This window comes from Citrobacter sp. On2M (assembly GCF_018035235.1).
Classification (GTDB): domain Bacteria; phylum Pseudomonadota; class Gammaproteobacteria; order Enterobacterales; family Enterobacteriaceae; genus Citrobacter; species Citrobacter meridianamericanus.
The window spans coordinates 69,370-82,906 of record NZ_WPCV01000008.1 but is presented as its reverse complement, the minus strand read 5'-3'; the positions used below and the strand labels follow the sequence as shown (position 1 = coordinate 82,906).

The following is a 13,537-nucleotide window of genomic DNA, read 5'->3' as shown; positions in this document are numbered from 1 at the left end:
GTGGTGTAATGGTGGAAATTTATCGGGAGAGGGAACAGATGCGATATCCGGTCGATGTTTTTACAGGCAAAGTTCGGGACTACACGGGAAGCCGTCCCAGTGCGATTGCTAAGGTTCAGGTTGACGGCGAGTTGATGCTGACTGAACTGGGGCTGACGGGTGATGAGCAGGCGGAAAAGAAAATTCACGGCGGGCCAGATCGCGCCTTGTGTCACTATCCGCGTGAACACTATCAGCACTGGAAACAAGCCTTTCCTGAACAGACGGAATTGTTCGTTGCGCCTGCTTTTGGTGAGAACCTCTCTACTGAGGGGCTGACGGAAGATAATGTGTATATTGGCGATATTTTCCAGTGGGGGGAAGCGTTGATTCAGGTCACGCAGCCACGCTCGCCGTGCTTCAAGCTAAATTTCCATTTTGGCATCAGCGATATGGCCAGCCAGATGCAGGATGCGGGCAAGACAGGCTGGCTGTGCAGCGTTATCGCGCCCGGGCTGGTATCGGCAGACGCGCCGTTGATCCTGGCGTCACGCGTGAGCGACGTCAGTGTGCGGGAGGCGATTGCTATTGCCTGGCATATGCCGTTTGATGACTCGCAATATCACCGTTTATTGTCGGCTGCCGGGCTATCGAAAAGCTGGACCAGAACGATGCAAAAGCGTCGTTTAAGCGGCAAAATCGAAGACAATTCCCGCCGTTTGTGGGGAAAATAGACTCACTCTGTTCATGCAATTAAATCAGGTGGTGACACCTGATTTACTTCTCTCGTAGCACTTATCTCTGCGTACTAAAGCGGGTAAAAACCCCCCCTGCCACACCATGCTTTCAGGGCATTCTTGATACCTGGCCCACAAAAAGAAACTCTGCGTTGAAAAAAAACTTGAGTATTTCCTGCACTCAAATATCTTAGCTTCAAATTGGTTTAAACCAGATTGAGAAAAATGAAAAAGAAAAACAATGTTGATGTTCTCAGAGAGCGCTTTGAAAGCTGGTTAAACGAGAATAATTTGCCAGCGGGCTCCAAGTTGCCCTCAGAGAGAGAGTTATGTGAGTTGCTGGATGCGAAGCGCATGACCTTACGTCAGGTTCTGATTGAGCTTGAGATCGATGCACGTATTTTCCGAAAGAACCGCAGTGGTTGGTTTATTTCGTCGAAGCGATTTATTTATAACCCTAAATCACTTTCCAGTTTCAATGCTGAAGCCTGTGCTCAGGGTCGTAAACCTTTTTGGGATTATTTAACCAAAGAAACGATTGAGACCGTTCCGCATCATGTTGAAGAGGTTTTTCTCTCCTCCGGCGAACGTTATTTAGTTACCGGCTGGTGTGGGCTTGATTCGCATAAAGTGTTTTACCATGAATCCTATATTGATGCCGATATTGCGCCAGAATTTATTAACAAACTGGGTACTCAGTCTTTTGCAAGCGTCTGGGAAGATGTATATGGTCATATTTTAAACATCAAAGAAATGATCTTTAAACCGGTCAATATGCCAGAAGTGGCCTGCAAAGAACTGGGCGTTGCGCCTAATACGTATGGAATTTTAGTAGAAAAACATCGGGCCACCCGAGATAAAAAAGTGGTTCAGGTTGACTTTGAGTATTGGCGACTTGAATCAGTGGAACTTGTTATTCGTGATGAATGAGAGAAATAATGGATAAATTTAACCAGGAACTTCTTGCTGAACGTGCGAGAAATATACCACTGTATCTACATGCTTATGCTTTTCATCTGAATATGCGTTATGAGAGAGTCCTTCCGGGCGATCTTCTGGATATTGCGCACCAGCAAAAATTAAAGGGCGTGAAAATACATGTTGAAGATGGTGAATCCCAATCACTACAGAAACTGAACGATCGGCAGTTACACGACTTTAAAGAGAAAGCCAAACAATATAACCTGGATGTACATATTGAAACGAGCGCATCGGACCAAGAGACGTTGACGGATGCGATCCGTATTGCGATGGCGACTGGCGCAACGTCAGTACGTTTCTACCCGCGCTATGAAGGGCATCTCAACGATGTTATGGCGAAGATTGCTAAAGATATCGCGTGGTTGTCCCGGTATGACGACTGCGGGCTAAGCTTTACTATTGAACAACATGAAGACCTGCAAAGTCATGAGTTGGTGACGCTGGTTAAAAATAGTGGAATGAAGAATCTCTCTATTCTGTTTGATTTTGGCAACATGATTAATGCCAATGAGCAGCCGCTTTCTGCGTTAGAAATCATGTCTCCTTTGATCACTCAGGTGCATATCAAAGACGCTAAAATTATTAAAGAAGGTAAAGGTTGGGGGCATGAGGCTTGTCGATCAGGGTATGGTGACTTACCAATGGAAGAGATGCTTAAGGCATTATTACTTTTAGGTGAAGATAAGCCGCAAGTCTATGCTTTTGGTCTGGAAGAAGAAGTTGAATATTATGCTCCAGCATTTCGCTTCGATGATGAAGGTGATAACCCCTGGATCCCATGGCGTGATGCAAGTTATACACCGCTGCCCGAGAGTGACAAGATTGACGCGCGACTAGCGTTGGAAAAAGAACATGCTCTTGCACAAATAAAATATATTCGTACTTTATGCGATAAATTTATAACTAATCAATAAATTTCCTTAATATTATTAATATGTAAAAAGGATTATGCAAATAGTCTATCTACTTTATTAGTTAAATATTTTAACTGAATATTTCTCTCAACAAGCAATGAGGGTTTAATCATGTTCATGAATAAATGGGCAAGACTCTGTTTTTTAATTTTAGGCGGCGGCACAATATTTAAACTTTCAAGTATGAAAGATGTTTTCTATGTGCCAATGCAAAATGACTGGGGCTTAACCAATACGCAAATTGGCTTGAGTTTTACGGTTTATACGATTGTTCAGACAACCGGGCTTTTTCTTTCGCTCTATATCGCAGATCGTTATTCTAAGAAAATATTATTACCATTAGGTCTCATTGGTGTTGGGCTTTGCGGCTTATATTTGGCAACGCTACCGTCATTTACCGGTTATCTCATTTGCTTTGCTGCAATGGCGTTCTTTGCCGATGTGGTTTATTGGCCGGTATTGCTGAAAGCCGTACGTCTGCTGGGCACGAAAGAAGAACAAGGTCGCATGTTTGGCTTTTTAGAGGCCGGACGCGGTGTGGTAGACGTCATTGTCGCTTCTGGTGCCCTGTTTGTCTTCGTCCAGTTTGGTGAGGGGAAAGCAGGCATGCAGGCGGGGCTGTTGTTTTATACGCTCATCACCATTGCGGCAGGTATTGTGACGTACTTTATTGTCGATAATGACGAAGTTAAAGGTGGCGAGAAAACCAGTGCCAACATGGAAGTGTTAAAGGGTATCAAGCATGTGTTGTCCTGTCCTAACGTCTGGCTGGCTTCACTAGGGATTTTCTTCGTTTACGCTGCATACTGTGGGCTGACCTACTTCATCCCGTTCTTGAAAGATATCTATATGCTTCCGGTAGCCCTCGTTGGCGCTTACGGCATCATCAATCAGTATGCGTTGAAAATGGTGGGAGGGCCGATTGGTGGGCTACTGGCGGACAAGGTGGCTAAATCGCCGACAATATACCTGAAGTGGACATTTCTGATTTCCGCCGTGGCGATGCTTGTTTTCATGCAATTGCCGCATCAAACAATGAATGTGTATATCGGCATGGCGGCGACATTAGGGTTTGGGGCGATTATTTTCTCCCAGCGTGCCATTTTCTTCGCGCCGATGGATGAGATTGGTACCCCGCGCGAGTATGCCGGTTCGGCAATGGCGTTTGGCTGTATCATTGGCTACATGCCAGCCATGTTTGCGTATACGTTATACGGCTATCTTCTGGATACCAATAGCGGCATCACGGGATACAACTATGTATTTAGCGTAATGATTGCGTTCAGCTTAATGGGCTTTGTCTGCTCGACTATTCTGGTGAAGCGGATTAAAAAGCAAAAGTTGGCGACTGCAACGGCTGCGGCATAAGGTGAGAGCTTCCCCGGTAATATAATTACCGGGGAAGTCTGTTAAGATCGCTTATACAGCGGCAACCAAATCACCAGCCGTAAACCACCCAGCGGGCTGTCTTCGGCCTTCACCCAGCCGCGATGCTGCTGGATTGCGGTTTCAACAATCGCCAGACCCAGACCAGTTCCGCCAGACTCGCGATCGCGGGCTTCATCGGTACGATAGAACGGACGGAAAATCTGTTCTCTGTCTTCAGGGCTTACGCCCGGGCCATCATCGTCTACAGTGATGGTGATCCCGTCGATATCCACCGCGAAGCCCACTTCGATCTTCGTGTGTGAATAGCGCAGGGCATTGCGCACAATGTTTTCCAGCGCGCTTTCCAGCGCATTTGGGTTACCGTACAGCGGCCACGGACCCGGCGGGAAATTCACCGTGAGCGATTTACCCATCTGCTCCGCTTCAAAGGCGGCGTTATCCAGCACTTCGCCCCACAGCTGATTGGCTTTCACCGTTTCACTGACCAGCGCGTTTTTCTGCTGATTACGCGACATCACCAGCAGGTCGTTGATCATGCTGTCCAACCGGTGCGCCTCGGTTTCAATACGCTCCAGCTCTTTACTCTCACCGCTACGACGGCGCAGCAGCGCAGTGCCCAGTTGCAGACGGGTTAACGGCGTTCTCAATTCGTGAGAGATGTCCGACAGCAGGCGTTGCTGCGTGGTCATCATTCGCTCCAGCGCCGTCACCATCTGGTTAAAGCTGGCGCCTGCCGCCAGAAACTCCTGCGGACCCGCTTCCAGTTCCGGATGTTGACGCAGGTTGCCCTGGGCCACTTCATCCGCCGCATTTTTCAATTTTCGCGCCGGTTTCGCCAGGCTCCAGGCAAGCCAGAGCAATAGCGGAGAGCTGACTAACATAGTGACAATCAGCAACAACAGCGGTCGGTCGAACAGCAGGTTGATAAAATCTGATTGTGAGCTGCTGGCAGGTCGAATGAGATACAGCTGGTAGTTATCTTCCCCGTCTCTGACGGAGAAAGGCCCGACCATCTCAACGCGACCGTATTTTTTCTTTTGCGGATGGTCAGCGTTATCGGCCTGACCAATAAAGTTACGAATGATCTGCATTTCGTTGCGTTCTGCGCCGATCACGCGTCCTTCCGTCGTAACAAGCAATAACCGCTGTCCTGGCGGCGCCCACTTGTCTATTGCCCGAAACAAGCGACGCCACCACATCAAATCGTTGGGTGGGTCGTTCGCCAGTTCAGCTTCAACGTGTTGCTCAATCATCAACCCTTGGCGCTGCTCGCTGTCCAGTAGCTCGGTCATCTGACGTGAATCGAGCTTGGGTAACATCAGCACCAACATCAACACCAGCGCCAACGTCAACCAGAAGATGGCAAAGATGCGTGCGGTTAAGCTCCCTATCATGAAGCGGAGACCATCAGGTAGCCGCGACCACGCAGAGTTTTAAACCACGGGTGTCCGTCTTTACGCTCTGGCAGCTTACGACGCAGGTTCGAGATATGCATGTCGATCGCGCGATCGAAAGGCGTCAGGCGTTTGCCCAGGACTTCCTGGCTCAAATGTTCACGCGAAACCACCTGACCAAGATGCTGTGCCAGCAAATAGAGCAGGGTGAATTCGGTGCCGGTTAACTCCAGGATTTGCCCATCAAAGCTGGCTTCCTGGCGGCCCGGGTTAAGGCTTAACGCATCCACTTCCAGCGTCGGCGAACCGTTGTCGCTGTTCTGCTGCTGCTCACTCCAGTGCGAGCGACGCAGAATAGCGCGGATGCGCGCGACCAGTTCACGGTCGTTGAACGGTTTAGGTAAATAGTCGTCCGCACCCAGTTCAAGGCCAAGTACGCGATCCAATTCGCTGCCGCGAGCGGTCAGCATGATTACGGGAGTCTGGTGTGTCTGACGAAGTGCTTTCAGCGTATCAATACCGTTTTTCTTCGGCATCATGACGTCGAGCAAAAGTAAATCGATGCTGTCATCAAGAAGCTCAAGCGCTTGTTCCCCATCATAGGCAACCAGCACATCGAAACCTTCCATTTCGAGCAGCTCCTTTAACAGGGAAGTCAGCTCTCGGTCATCATCAACTAACAGGATTTTATTCATTGTTTACGTACCTCCGAGGCAGAAATTACGTCATCAGGCGTCGCTAATCTATGACTTTACGTTGTTTTACACCCCCTGACGCATGTTTGCAGCCCGAATCGTAAACTGTCTCTCGTTGAATCGCGACAGAAAAGATTTTGGGAGCAAGTGATGGGCAAAGTTACCGCTGCCGTCATGGCCTCAACGCTGGCATTCAGTACTTTAAGCCATGCAGCTGAAGTCGTCACAGGCGATCACTGGCACCTGGGTGATGGCTCATCGCAACGCAGCGTACAGAGCCACATGTTTGACGGTATCAGTTTAACCGAACATCAACGTCAACAGATGCGAGATTTAATGCAGCAGGCAAGACACGAACAGCCTCCTGTTAATGTTAGCGAAATGGAGACAATGCATCGCCTTGTCACCGCAGAGAAATTTGATGAAAGCGCTGTGCGCGCTCAGGCAGAAAGAATGGCGCAAGAACAGGTTGCTCGCCAGGTTGAAATAGCCAGGATTCGCAATCAGATGTATCGCCTGTTAACGCCCGAGCAGCAAGCGGTTTTAAATGAGAAACATGAACAACGAATGGAGCAACTGCGCGACGTAGCGCAATGGAAACAAAGCTCATCGTTAAATTTATTGAGTAGTAGCAACTCACGTTCCCAGTAGTACCCCTGTTTTCCTTGCCATAGACACCATCCCTGTCTTCCCCCTCATGATGAGGGGGTTTTTTTTGCCCAAATTACAGCGAATTACCAAAGACAAGCAGCTACTTACAGAAGATATTTGGAGCGTATAAACGCTTTTGTTATGTGTGGCTGACCTCAATGTAACTTACTGCCTCTATGTAGGGCCGTGTACTCTGATAATAATGCTTAGCTTTTTCCTAAATCCAACACAATGCCATCATTGGTAATGATAAAGGTGTAGTAGTGATTTTTTCCATTTAAGGTATAGCTTGCGCCATACACTAACCCTTTTTCTAAATTTACCGTAAAGCAGGTACTTGGGTAGGTGAGATGCTTAAAATCGCCAACTAATAAATTTTTATTTTCTATACTATTAGTTGACAGAATATAGCGGTTTAACACATCGTTTTTATCAGTGGTAAAGCAAACACGATTGTTGTCTACGTAGATCGCCCGTCTTTCGCCGGACTCTGCACCCTCTCTATCTTTCCCTGGGCACCCGGCGAGAAATAAAAGTAAAGGGAGAAAAGTGATCGATTTCTTCATATCGGAAAGTCCCCTAGTACCTTTTCATATTTCTGAATTAACTCCAGCACCGGTTCTTCTGGGTCATAATCACGGTAAACATACAGATCGCTATGCCCATCAAACCCATAATGCTTTAACAACCAGTAATCGCTGACTAAGGATGCTTGCTGCTCCAGTCCGTAATCAAGTAAGTTTTTCTCATTTAGACTGTATGTATAATCAGCTGCCCATCAGAACGCTCCGCGTGTTCGTACCCACATTCCATATTGGTGCTGCCAAACATGCATCATTTCATGTAAAAATAGATGCTGGGCATTTGGAGTTGGCTGTTTTGTAGGCATCGAGAAATCATCTTCGTATTTTATTTTTCTAAACCACATTTCGCCATTGGGCGTCATCGCCTGGCCGGGGTTTTGACTATCAAAAGGAAGATAACTTTCCAGATGAACCCAAACTTGCTGGTAAAGAATGCTGAAACCAAAGAGCGAGTTTGCAAGATTTATCTCGCCAAGCCTTAGCCTACGCAGACCTCCTTCCTTGATCGGTTGCCAGTCAATAGAATTAGGGTAATACGCCATCTTAATCCCTCAAGATATGTTGATTGAGTGTTTATCGTACATCTAAAGTAAATGAGCATTGGAAGAGTTATAGAGAGGTCTCAAAAATTCAGAATAAAACGTATTCAGGTGGTGTATGGATCATGCTGATCCGGCTGTAAGATAGGCCGTAATGTAGATTTTTTATTAGAATAAATTTCTAATTTAAGTGTGTTATGTATTGCTACAACATTCCATCCCTGTCTTTCCCCACATGATGTGGTTTTTTTTGCCCAAAATTTGTCACTCGGTTATTGCCTGACTGTTTTACTTCATCCGTTATACTAGCGGCATATTCTGGCGGGAGTGTTTATGAATCATACTTATGGACGGCTGGTTAGCCGGGCAGCAATCGCGGCTACCGTGATGGCAACGCTGTTACTTTTGATCAAAATTTTTGCGTGGTGGTACACCGGATCGGTCAGTATTCTGGCTGCATTGGTGGATTCTTTGGTGGACATCGCGGCGTCGTTAACCAACCTGTTGGTGGTGCGCTATTCGCTGCAACCGGCCGATGATGAACATACGTTCGGACACGGAAAAGCGGAATCACTGGCTGCACTGGCGCAAAGCATGTTTATTTCCGGTTCGGCGCTGTTTTTATTCCTGACCGGGATTCAGCATCTCATCCAACCCACGCCAATGAAAGATCCTGGTGTTGGGGTGGCGGTCACCATCATTGCGTTAGTGTGTACAATCATTCTGGTCTCGTTTCAGCGCTGGGTGGTGAAACGCACGCAAAGTCAGGCCGTTCGGGCGGATATGCTTCATTATCAGTCTGATGTTATGATGAACGGTGCAATTCTCTTGGCGCTTGGCCTGGCATGGTACGGCTGGCATCGTGCTGATGCCTTGTTTGCGCTTGGGATTGGCATCTATATTTTATTTAGCGCATTACGCATGGGATATGAGGCGGTGCAGTCCTTGCTGGATCGCGCTTTACCCGATGAAGAACGTCAGGAAATTATTGATATCGTGACGTCATGGCCTGGAGTCAGTGGCGCCCATGATCTTCGCACGCGGCAGTCAGGGCCGACCCGCTTTATTCAGATTCATTTGGAAATGGAAGATAATCTGCCGCTCGTTCAGGCGCATTTAGTGGCTGAAGAGGTTGAGCAGGCAATTTTACGGCGTTTCCCGGGATCAGATGTCATCATTCATCAGGATCCCTGTTCGGTCGTACCCAAGGAAGGCAAGATGTTTAAGCTTTCATGATTCGTTGTAAAAAAAGTGAACCAGGCCAGCATTTTGTGTATAAATTACCACCATTCGGCCTGACCTGAATCAATTCAGCAGAAAGTGATTGTTATACTATCTGCATATTCGTTGGATCGTTTCGATATGCGGAATCGACTTCCGGCAGCAGATTTCATTTTGCATTCCAAGTTCAGAGGTAGTCATGATTAAGAAAATCGGTGTGTTGACAAGCGGCGGTGATGCGCCGGGCATGAACGCAGCAATCCGTGGTGTTGTACGTGCAGCGTTGACGGAAGGGCTGGAAGTCATGGGGATCCATGATGGCTACCTGGGTTTGTATGAAGACCGTATGGTTCAACTTGACCGTTATAGCGTGTCCGACATGATCAACCGTGGCGGTACTTTCCTCGGTTCAGCCCGTTTCCCGGAATTCCGCGACGAAAACGTCCGTGCGGTGGCTATCGAAAACCTGAAAAAGCGTGGCATTGACGCGCTGGTTGTTATCGGTGGTGACGGTTCTTATTTGGGGGCGAAACGCCTGACTGAAATGGGCTTCCCCTGCATCGGTCTGCCGGGCACTATCGACAACGATATCAAAGGCACTGACTACACCATCGGTTACTTCACCGCGCTGGGTACCGTAGTTGAAGCGATTGACCGTCTGCGTGATACCTCTTCTTCTCACCAGCGTATTTCCATCGTTGAAGTGATGGGGCGCTACTGTGGCGATCTGACCCTGGCGGCTGCAATTGCCGGGGGTTGTGAGTTCGTGGTGGTTCCGGAAGTGGAATTCAGCCGTGACGATCTGGTTGCTGAAATCAAAGCCGGCATCGCGAAGGGCAAAAAACACGCAATCGTAGCGATCACTGAGCACATGTGTGACGTTGACGAACTGGCGCATTACATCGAGAAGGAAACGGGCCGCGAAACGCGTTCAACCGTGCTGGGCCACATTCAGCGTGGTGGTTCCCCGGTTCCTTACGACCGTATTCTGGCATCCCGCATGGGCGCCTATGCCATCGAACTTCTGCTGGAAGGTCACGGCGGTCGCTGTGTTGGTATTCAGAACGAGCAGTTGGTTCACCACGACATCATCGACGCTATCGAAAATATGAAGCGTCCGTTCAAAGGTGACTGGATGGACTGCGCGAAAAAACTGTACTGATTGCTTTTTGTTGCCCGGTGGCGCTTTGCTTACCGGGCCGACAAGATTACACGTTGTAGGCCGGGTTAGGCGCTAGCCGCCATCCGGCAACCCCTCAGTTTTATTCCTCGAAGTTATAGCAAATCTTTTTTTATTCTTTAATGTTTGGATGCCTTTCTGGCACGCTTTGCTCATTACGACATCACATAAGAGAGCTGGGCGATGAACAAATGGGGCGTAGGGTTAACATTATTGCTGGCATCGACCAGCGTTCTGGCAAAGGATATTCAGCTACTTAACGTATCGTACGATCCAACGCGTGAGCTGTACGAGCAGTACAATAAAGCCTTCAGCACGCACTGGAAGAAAGAAACAGGTGACAACGTTGTGATCCGTCAGTCGCACGGCGGTTCGGGTAAGCAAGCAACCTCCGTCATCAACGGCATTGAAGCCGATGTTGTGACGCTCGCACTGGCTTATGATGTTGATGCCATTGCTGAACGTGGTCGTATCGATAAAAACTGGATTAAGCGCCTGCCGGATAACTCCGCGCCTTATACCTCCACCATCGTGTTTCTGGTCCGCAAAGGGAATCCCAAACAAATTCATGACTGGAACGATCTGATCAAACCCGGCGTGTCGGTTATTACGCCGAACCCGAAAAGCTCAGGTGGCGCACGCTGGAATTATCTGGCGGCATGGGGCTACGCTTTACACCACAACAACAACGATCAGGCCAAGGCACAAGACTTCGTGAAGGCCCTGTATAAGAACGTTGAAGTGCTGGATTCCGGTGCGCGTGGTTCAACCAATACTTTTGTAGAACGCGGTATCGGTGATGTGCTGATCGCCTGGGAAAACGAAGCGCTGCTGGCAACGAACGAGCTGGGCAAAGACAAATTCGAGATAGTGACGCCGAGTGAATCTATCCTCGCGGAGCCGACCGTTTCCGTGGTCGATAAAGTGGTGGAAAAGAAAGACACCAAAGCGGTGGCGGAGGCTTATCTGAAGTATCTCTACTCCCCGGAAGGTCAGGAAATTGCAGCGAAAAACTACTATCGTCCACGTGATGCAGACGTTGCGAAGAAATACGAAAACGCATTTCCGAAGCTGAAGCTGTTCACCATCGACGAAGAGTTTGGCGGCTGGACAAAAGCGCAGAAAGAGCACTTTTCTAACGGCGGTACGTTCGATCAGATCAGCAAACGCTAAATAATTCTGTGATTTACCGACCCGGTGGCTTAACGCAACCGGGTTTTTTATTTGTCATGGTTTTGCGTTACTCTTGCCCTTCAATGGGATACAGGAAACGCGTAATGAAAAAAGCAGGCTATCTTTTTCTGGCGGTAATGGTTGTTGCCGTCGCTGCAGGTATCGGGTACTGGAAATTTACCGGCAACCCGGACGCATTACGCCAGATTGTTCTTCAGCAATGCCTGCCGCACCAGTTGCAGCAGCAGGATCCTGCGCCGTGCGCAGAAGTGAAGCCAGATGCCGGATATGCGGTGTTCAAAGACCGAAATGGCCCTTTGCAATATTTGTTGATGCCCACTTACCGCATCAACGGTACAGAAAGCCCACTGCTGTTAAAATCAGGCACGCCGAACTTTTTCTGGTTGGCCTGGCAGGCGCGTAGCTTTATGAGCCAAAAATACGGCCACGAAATCCCTGACAAAGCGGTCTCTCTGACCATTAACTCGCGTAGCGGGCGTACACAAAATCATCTGCATATTCATATCTCCTGCCTGCGAACCGATGTCAGACAACAGCTTGATGACAACCTGGCGAAAATCAGTACTCGCTGGCTGCCTTTACCGGGTGGACTGCGCGGTCATGAATATCTGGCGCGTCGCGTCACGGAAAATGAACTGGCGCAACGCAGTCCATTTATGATGCTGGCAGAAGAGGTGCCGGATGCGCGTGAACATATGGGCAGCTATGCGCTGGCGATGGTGCGTCAGAGCGATGAGTCTTTTGTTCTGCTGGCGACCCAGCGCAATCTGCTGGCGCTCAATCTCGCCTCCGCTGAGGAAATTCAGGATCACGACTGTAAGCTGTTGGCAAATTCTCAAAATTAGTTTGATTGTCTGGCAGGGTTCTTATTTCAGAGTAAGCCAGGAATATGAATTAAAGGGACTTCTCATGTGCGTATAACGAGTGTTGTTATTAATCAGTTACGTTTGCTGATCGTTCCTGTGTGGTAGACAGAGATGAAACACAGCAGGAAACGGTGATCCGGCTGAGTTATTTAATGGAAACCTATATAAGTATTAAGAGCTATTGCCACGGCCATACTTATCTAAAGCGAAGCTGCAAAGTAGCCGGTAAACATCGTTGCCGGGACTGCGGCGTTTCGCCATTAATCAATTGATTAAGCAGTTCGAAGCAGTGCCAGGCTAACAGCTTGTTATCCTGCTGAATAGTATCGATGCGCACAGAGAGTGAGTCGTACAGATAATGATCGTCGAAGCTGGCCAGATGAATATCGCTAGCCAGTAAATGATGTTGGCTCATATAGCGCAGCACCCCTTCCAGCAACCCACAGGCAGCGGTAAACACCGCTTTTGGCGGGCGCCCTAAGCGTGCGCAAAGGGCCGCAAACATCTCATAGCCTGAACTGGGATGGAAACTGCCGTTAATCACCCACTCCGGACGCAGCTCGACGCCAGCCTTTATCAAACCTTGAGTAAAGCCCGCCAGCCGGTCCTGGGTGGGGGATAATCTCGGTTGGCCGCCGAGGAACCAGAATTCGTCTCGATGCTTTTGGGCGATACGTGAGATAAGATCGACCGTAGGCGTAATGGAGTCGGTCATGACCAGTGGCAGATCGCTTTTTCCCGGGCAGCGGTCAAACAGCACTATTGGCAATTGCTGGCTTAGCTTCCGGTAGTCGGCATCGCTATGCAGGCAGGAGGCGATAATCAGACCATCAACCTGACGAGCGACCATATTATTTACCGCGATGCTTTCCTGCGCCGGATTTTCATCCGTACAGGCAATCAGCAACTGCACGCCAGCCTCACGGCACAGCATTTCTAGTTCATGTGAAAAAACGGCGAAGCCGTAGTTGGTCATTTCTGGCACGACAAGACCAATAGTATGGCTGCGATTATCGCGTAATGAACGGGCGTGAATACTCGGTTGATAGTGCTGTTCGCGGGCGATGGTCAGCACGCGTTGACGCGTCTCTTGCGCGACGCGCATCTCTTTGCCACGGCCACTCAACACCAGGCTGGCTGTCGCTTTTGATACCCCAGCCATTTCGGCAATATCTTTGATAGTAACGCGTCTGGTTTTCATCACGGAAAAGTC

At 48.7% G+C, this 13,537-nt stretch carries 14 protein-coding genes; 9 read left to right on the top strand and 5 right to left on the bottom strand.

Annotated elements, in window-relative coordinates:
* The first annotated feature begins 38 nt into the window (after positions 1–38).
* The 4 genes from yiiM to On2M_RS23110 all read left to right on the top strand — a co-directional run bounded on the left by yiiM (position 39) and on the right by On2M_RS23110 (position 3,979).
* The gene (gene yiiM / locus On2M_RS23125; RefSeq protein ID WP_151218428.1) at positions 39–713 is read left to right on the top strand and encodes a 6-hydroxyaminopurine reductase; all 675 of its coding nucleotides are present in this window, start codon (positions 39–41) and stop codon (positions 711–713) included.
* A 228-nt stretch (positions 714–941) separates the two neighbouring features.
* Positions 942–1,646, top strand: coding sequence for a GntR family transcriptional regulator (locus On2M_RS23120; protein ID WP_187254020.1), 705 nt, complete (start codon positions 942–944; stop codon positions 1,644–1,646).
* Positions 1,647–1,654: 8 nt separating this feature from the next.
* A complete protein-coding gene (locus On2M_RS23115) occupies positions 1,655–2,611 on the top strand; it encodes a TIM barrel protein (protein ID WP_151224157.1) in 957 nt (318 codons plus the stop codon).
* A gap of 117 nt (positions 2,612–2,728) precedes the next feature.
* A complete protein-coding gene (locus On2M_RS23110; RefSeq protein ID WP_210905523.1) occupies positions 2,729–3,979 on the top strand; it encodes an MFS transporter in 1,251 nt (416 codons plus the stop codon).
* Positions 3,980–4,020: 41 nt separating this feature from the next.
* Here On2M_RS23110 and cpxA read toward each other — a convergent pair whose 3' ends face one another.
* Both cpxA and cpxR read right to left on the bottom strand, forming a co-directional pair.
* The gene (gene cpxA / locus On2M_RS23105; protein ID WP_003840485.1) at positions 4,021–5,394 is read right to left on the bottom strand and encodes an envelope stress sensor histidine kinase CpxA; all 1,374 of its coding nucleotides are present in this window, start codon (positions 5,392–5,394) and stop codon (positions 4,021–4,023) included.
* Positions 5,391–6,089: an envelope stress response regulator transcription factor CpxR gene (cpxR, locus tag On2M_RS23100; protein ID WP_003028763.1), complete on the bottom strand. Its 699-nt coding sequence runs from the start codon at positions 6,087–6,089 to the stop codon at positions 5,391–5,393. The genes cpxA and cpxR overlap by 4 nt, the downstream gene beginning before the upstream one ends.
* Positions 6,090–6,239: 150 nt before the next feature.
* On the opposite strand from cpxR, the gene cpxP reads away from it, so the two are divergent.
* Positions 6,240–6,740, top strand: coding sequence for a cell-envelope stress modulator CpxP (gene cpxP, locus On2M_RS23095; RefSeq protein WP_151224158.1), 501 nt, complete (start codon positions 6,240–6,242; stop codon positions 6,738–6,740).
* A 206-nt stretch (positions 6,741–6,946) separates the two neighbouring features.
* Here cpxP and On2M_RS23090 read toward each other — a convergent pair whose 3' ends face one another.
* Both On2M_RS23090 and On2M_RS24340 read right to left on the bottom strand, forming a co-directional pair.
* Complete coding sequence (locus On2M_RS23090) at positions 6,947–7,306, bottom strand: putative T6SS immunity periplasmic lipoprotein (RefSeq protein WP_210905506.1); 360 nt, start codon at positions 7,304–7,306, stop codon at positions 6,947–6,949.
* Positions 7,307–7,518: 212 nt separating this feature from the next.
* Positions 7,519–7,866 carry a hypothetical protein gene (locus On2M_RS24340; RefSeq protein ID WP_247605076.1) on the bottom strand — a complete coding sequence of 116 codons (348 nt, stop codon included), beginning with the start codon at positions 7,864–7,866 and terminating at the stop codon, positions 7,519–7,521.
* A gap of 330 nt (positions 7,867–8,196) precedes the next feature.
* Here On2M_RS24340 and fieF point away from each other — a divergent pair, with 330 nt between their 5' ends.
* The 4 genes from fieF to On2M_RS23065 all read left to right on the top strand — a co-directional run bounded on the left by fieF (position 8,197) and on the right by On2M_RS23065 (position 12,303).
* Positions 8,197–9,099 carry a CDF family cation-efflux transporter FieF gene (fieF, locus tag On2M_RS23080; protein WP_151218432.1) on the top strand — a complete coding sequence of 301 codons (903 nt, stop codon included), beginning with the start codon at positions 8,197–8,199 and terminating at the stop codon, positions 9,097–9,099.
* Positions 9,100–9,283: 184 nt separating this feature from the next.
* The gene (gene pfkA / locus On2M_RS23075) at positions 9,284–10,246 is read left to right on the top strand and encodes a 6-phosphofructokinase (RefSeq protein WP_151218433.1); all 963 of its coding nucleotides are present in this window, start codon (positions 9,284–9,286) and stop codon (positions 10,244–10,246) included.
* Between the two features lie 201 nt (positions 10,247–10,447).
* On the top strand, positions 10,448–11,437 hold the full coding sequence (sbp, locus tag On2M_RS23070; protein WP_187254023.1) for a sulfate/thiosulfate ABC transporter substrate-binding protein Sbp: 990 nt from the start codon (positions 10,448–10,450) through the stop codon (positions 11,435–11,437).
* A gap of 104 nt (positions 11,438–11,541) precedes the next feature.
* Positions 11,542–12,303, top strand: a complete 762-nt coding sequence (locus On2M_RS23065; protein WP_187254024.1) for a CDP-diacylglycerol diphosphatase — start codon at positions 11,542–11,544, stop codon at positions 12,301–12,303.
* Positions 12,304–12,520: 217 nt separating this feature from the next.
* Here On2M_RS23065 and On2M_RS23060 read toward each other — a convergent pair whose 3' ends face one another.
* Positions 12,521–13,525 (bottom strand): LacI family DNA-binding transcriptional regulator, encoded by a 1,005-nt coding sequence (locus tag On2M_RS23060; RefSeq protein WP_151218479.1) that lies wholly within the window; start codon positions 13,523–13,525, stop codon positions 12,521–12,523.
* Between the last annotated feature and the right edge of the window lie 12 nt (positions 13,526–13,537).

What these genes read in the sequence shown, in the direction of transcription:
- yiiM (WP_151218428.1), top strand. Translation starts at nt 39, where the DNA reads ATGCGATATCCGGTCGATGTTTTTACAGGCAAAGTTCGGGACTACACG.
- On2M_RS23120 (WP_187254020.1), top strand. Translation starts at nt 942, where the DNA reads ATGAAAAAGAAAAACAATGTTGATGTTCTCAGAGAGCGCTTTGAAAGC.
- On2M_RS23115 (WP_151224157.1), top strand. Translation starts at nt 1,655, where the DNA reads ATGGATAAATTTAACCAGGAACTTCTTGCTGAACGTGCGAGAAATATA.
- On2M_RS23110 (WP_210905523.1), top strand. Translation starts at nt 2,729, where the DNA reads ATGAATAAATGGGCAAGACTCTGTTTTTTAATTTTAGGCGGCGGCACA.
- cpxA (WP_003840485.1), bottom strand. Translation starts at nt 5,394, where the DNA reads ATGATAGGGAGCTTAACCGCACGCATCTTTGCCATCTTCTGGTTGACG.
- cpxR (WP_003028763.1), bottom strand. Translation starts at nt 6,089, where the DNA reads ATGAATAAAATCCTGTTAGTTGATGATGACCGAGAGCTGACTTCCCTG.
- cpxP (WP_151224158.1), top strand. Translation starts at nt 6,240, where the DNA reads ATGGGCAAAGTTACCGCTGCCGTCATGGCCTCAACGCTGGCATTCAGT.
- On2M_RS23090 (WP_210905506.1), bottom strand. Translation starts at nt 7,306, where the DNA reads ATGAAGAAATCGATCACTTTTCTCCCTTTACTTTTATTTCTCGCCGGG.
- On2M_RS24340 (WP_247605076.1), bottom strand. Translation starts at nt 7,866, where the DNA reads ATGGCGTATTACCCTAATTCTATTGACTGGCAACCGATCAAGGAAGGA.
- fieF (WP_151218432.1), top strand. Translation starts at nt 8,197, where the DNA reads ATGAATCATACTTATGGACGGCTGGTTAGCCGGGCAGCAATCGCGGCT.
- pfkA (WP_151218433.1), top strand. Translation starts at nt 9,284, where the DNA reads ATGATTAAGAAAATCGGTGTGTTGACAAGCGGCGGTGATGCGCCGGGC.
- sbp (WP_187254023.1), top strand. Translation starts at nt 10,448, where the DNA reads ATGAACAAATGGGGCGTAGGGTTAACATTATTGCTGGCATCGACCAGC.
- On2M_RS23065 (WP_187254024.1), top strand. Translation starts at nt 11,542, where the DNA reads ATGAAAAAAGCAGGCTATCTTTTTCTGGCGGTAATGGTTGTTGCCGTC.
- On2M_RS23060 (WP_151218479.1), bottom strand. Translation starts at nt 13,525, where the DNA reads ATGAAAACCAGACGCGTTACTATCAAAGATATTGCCGAAATGGCTGGG.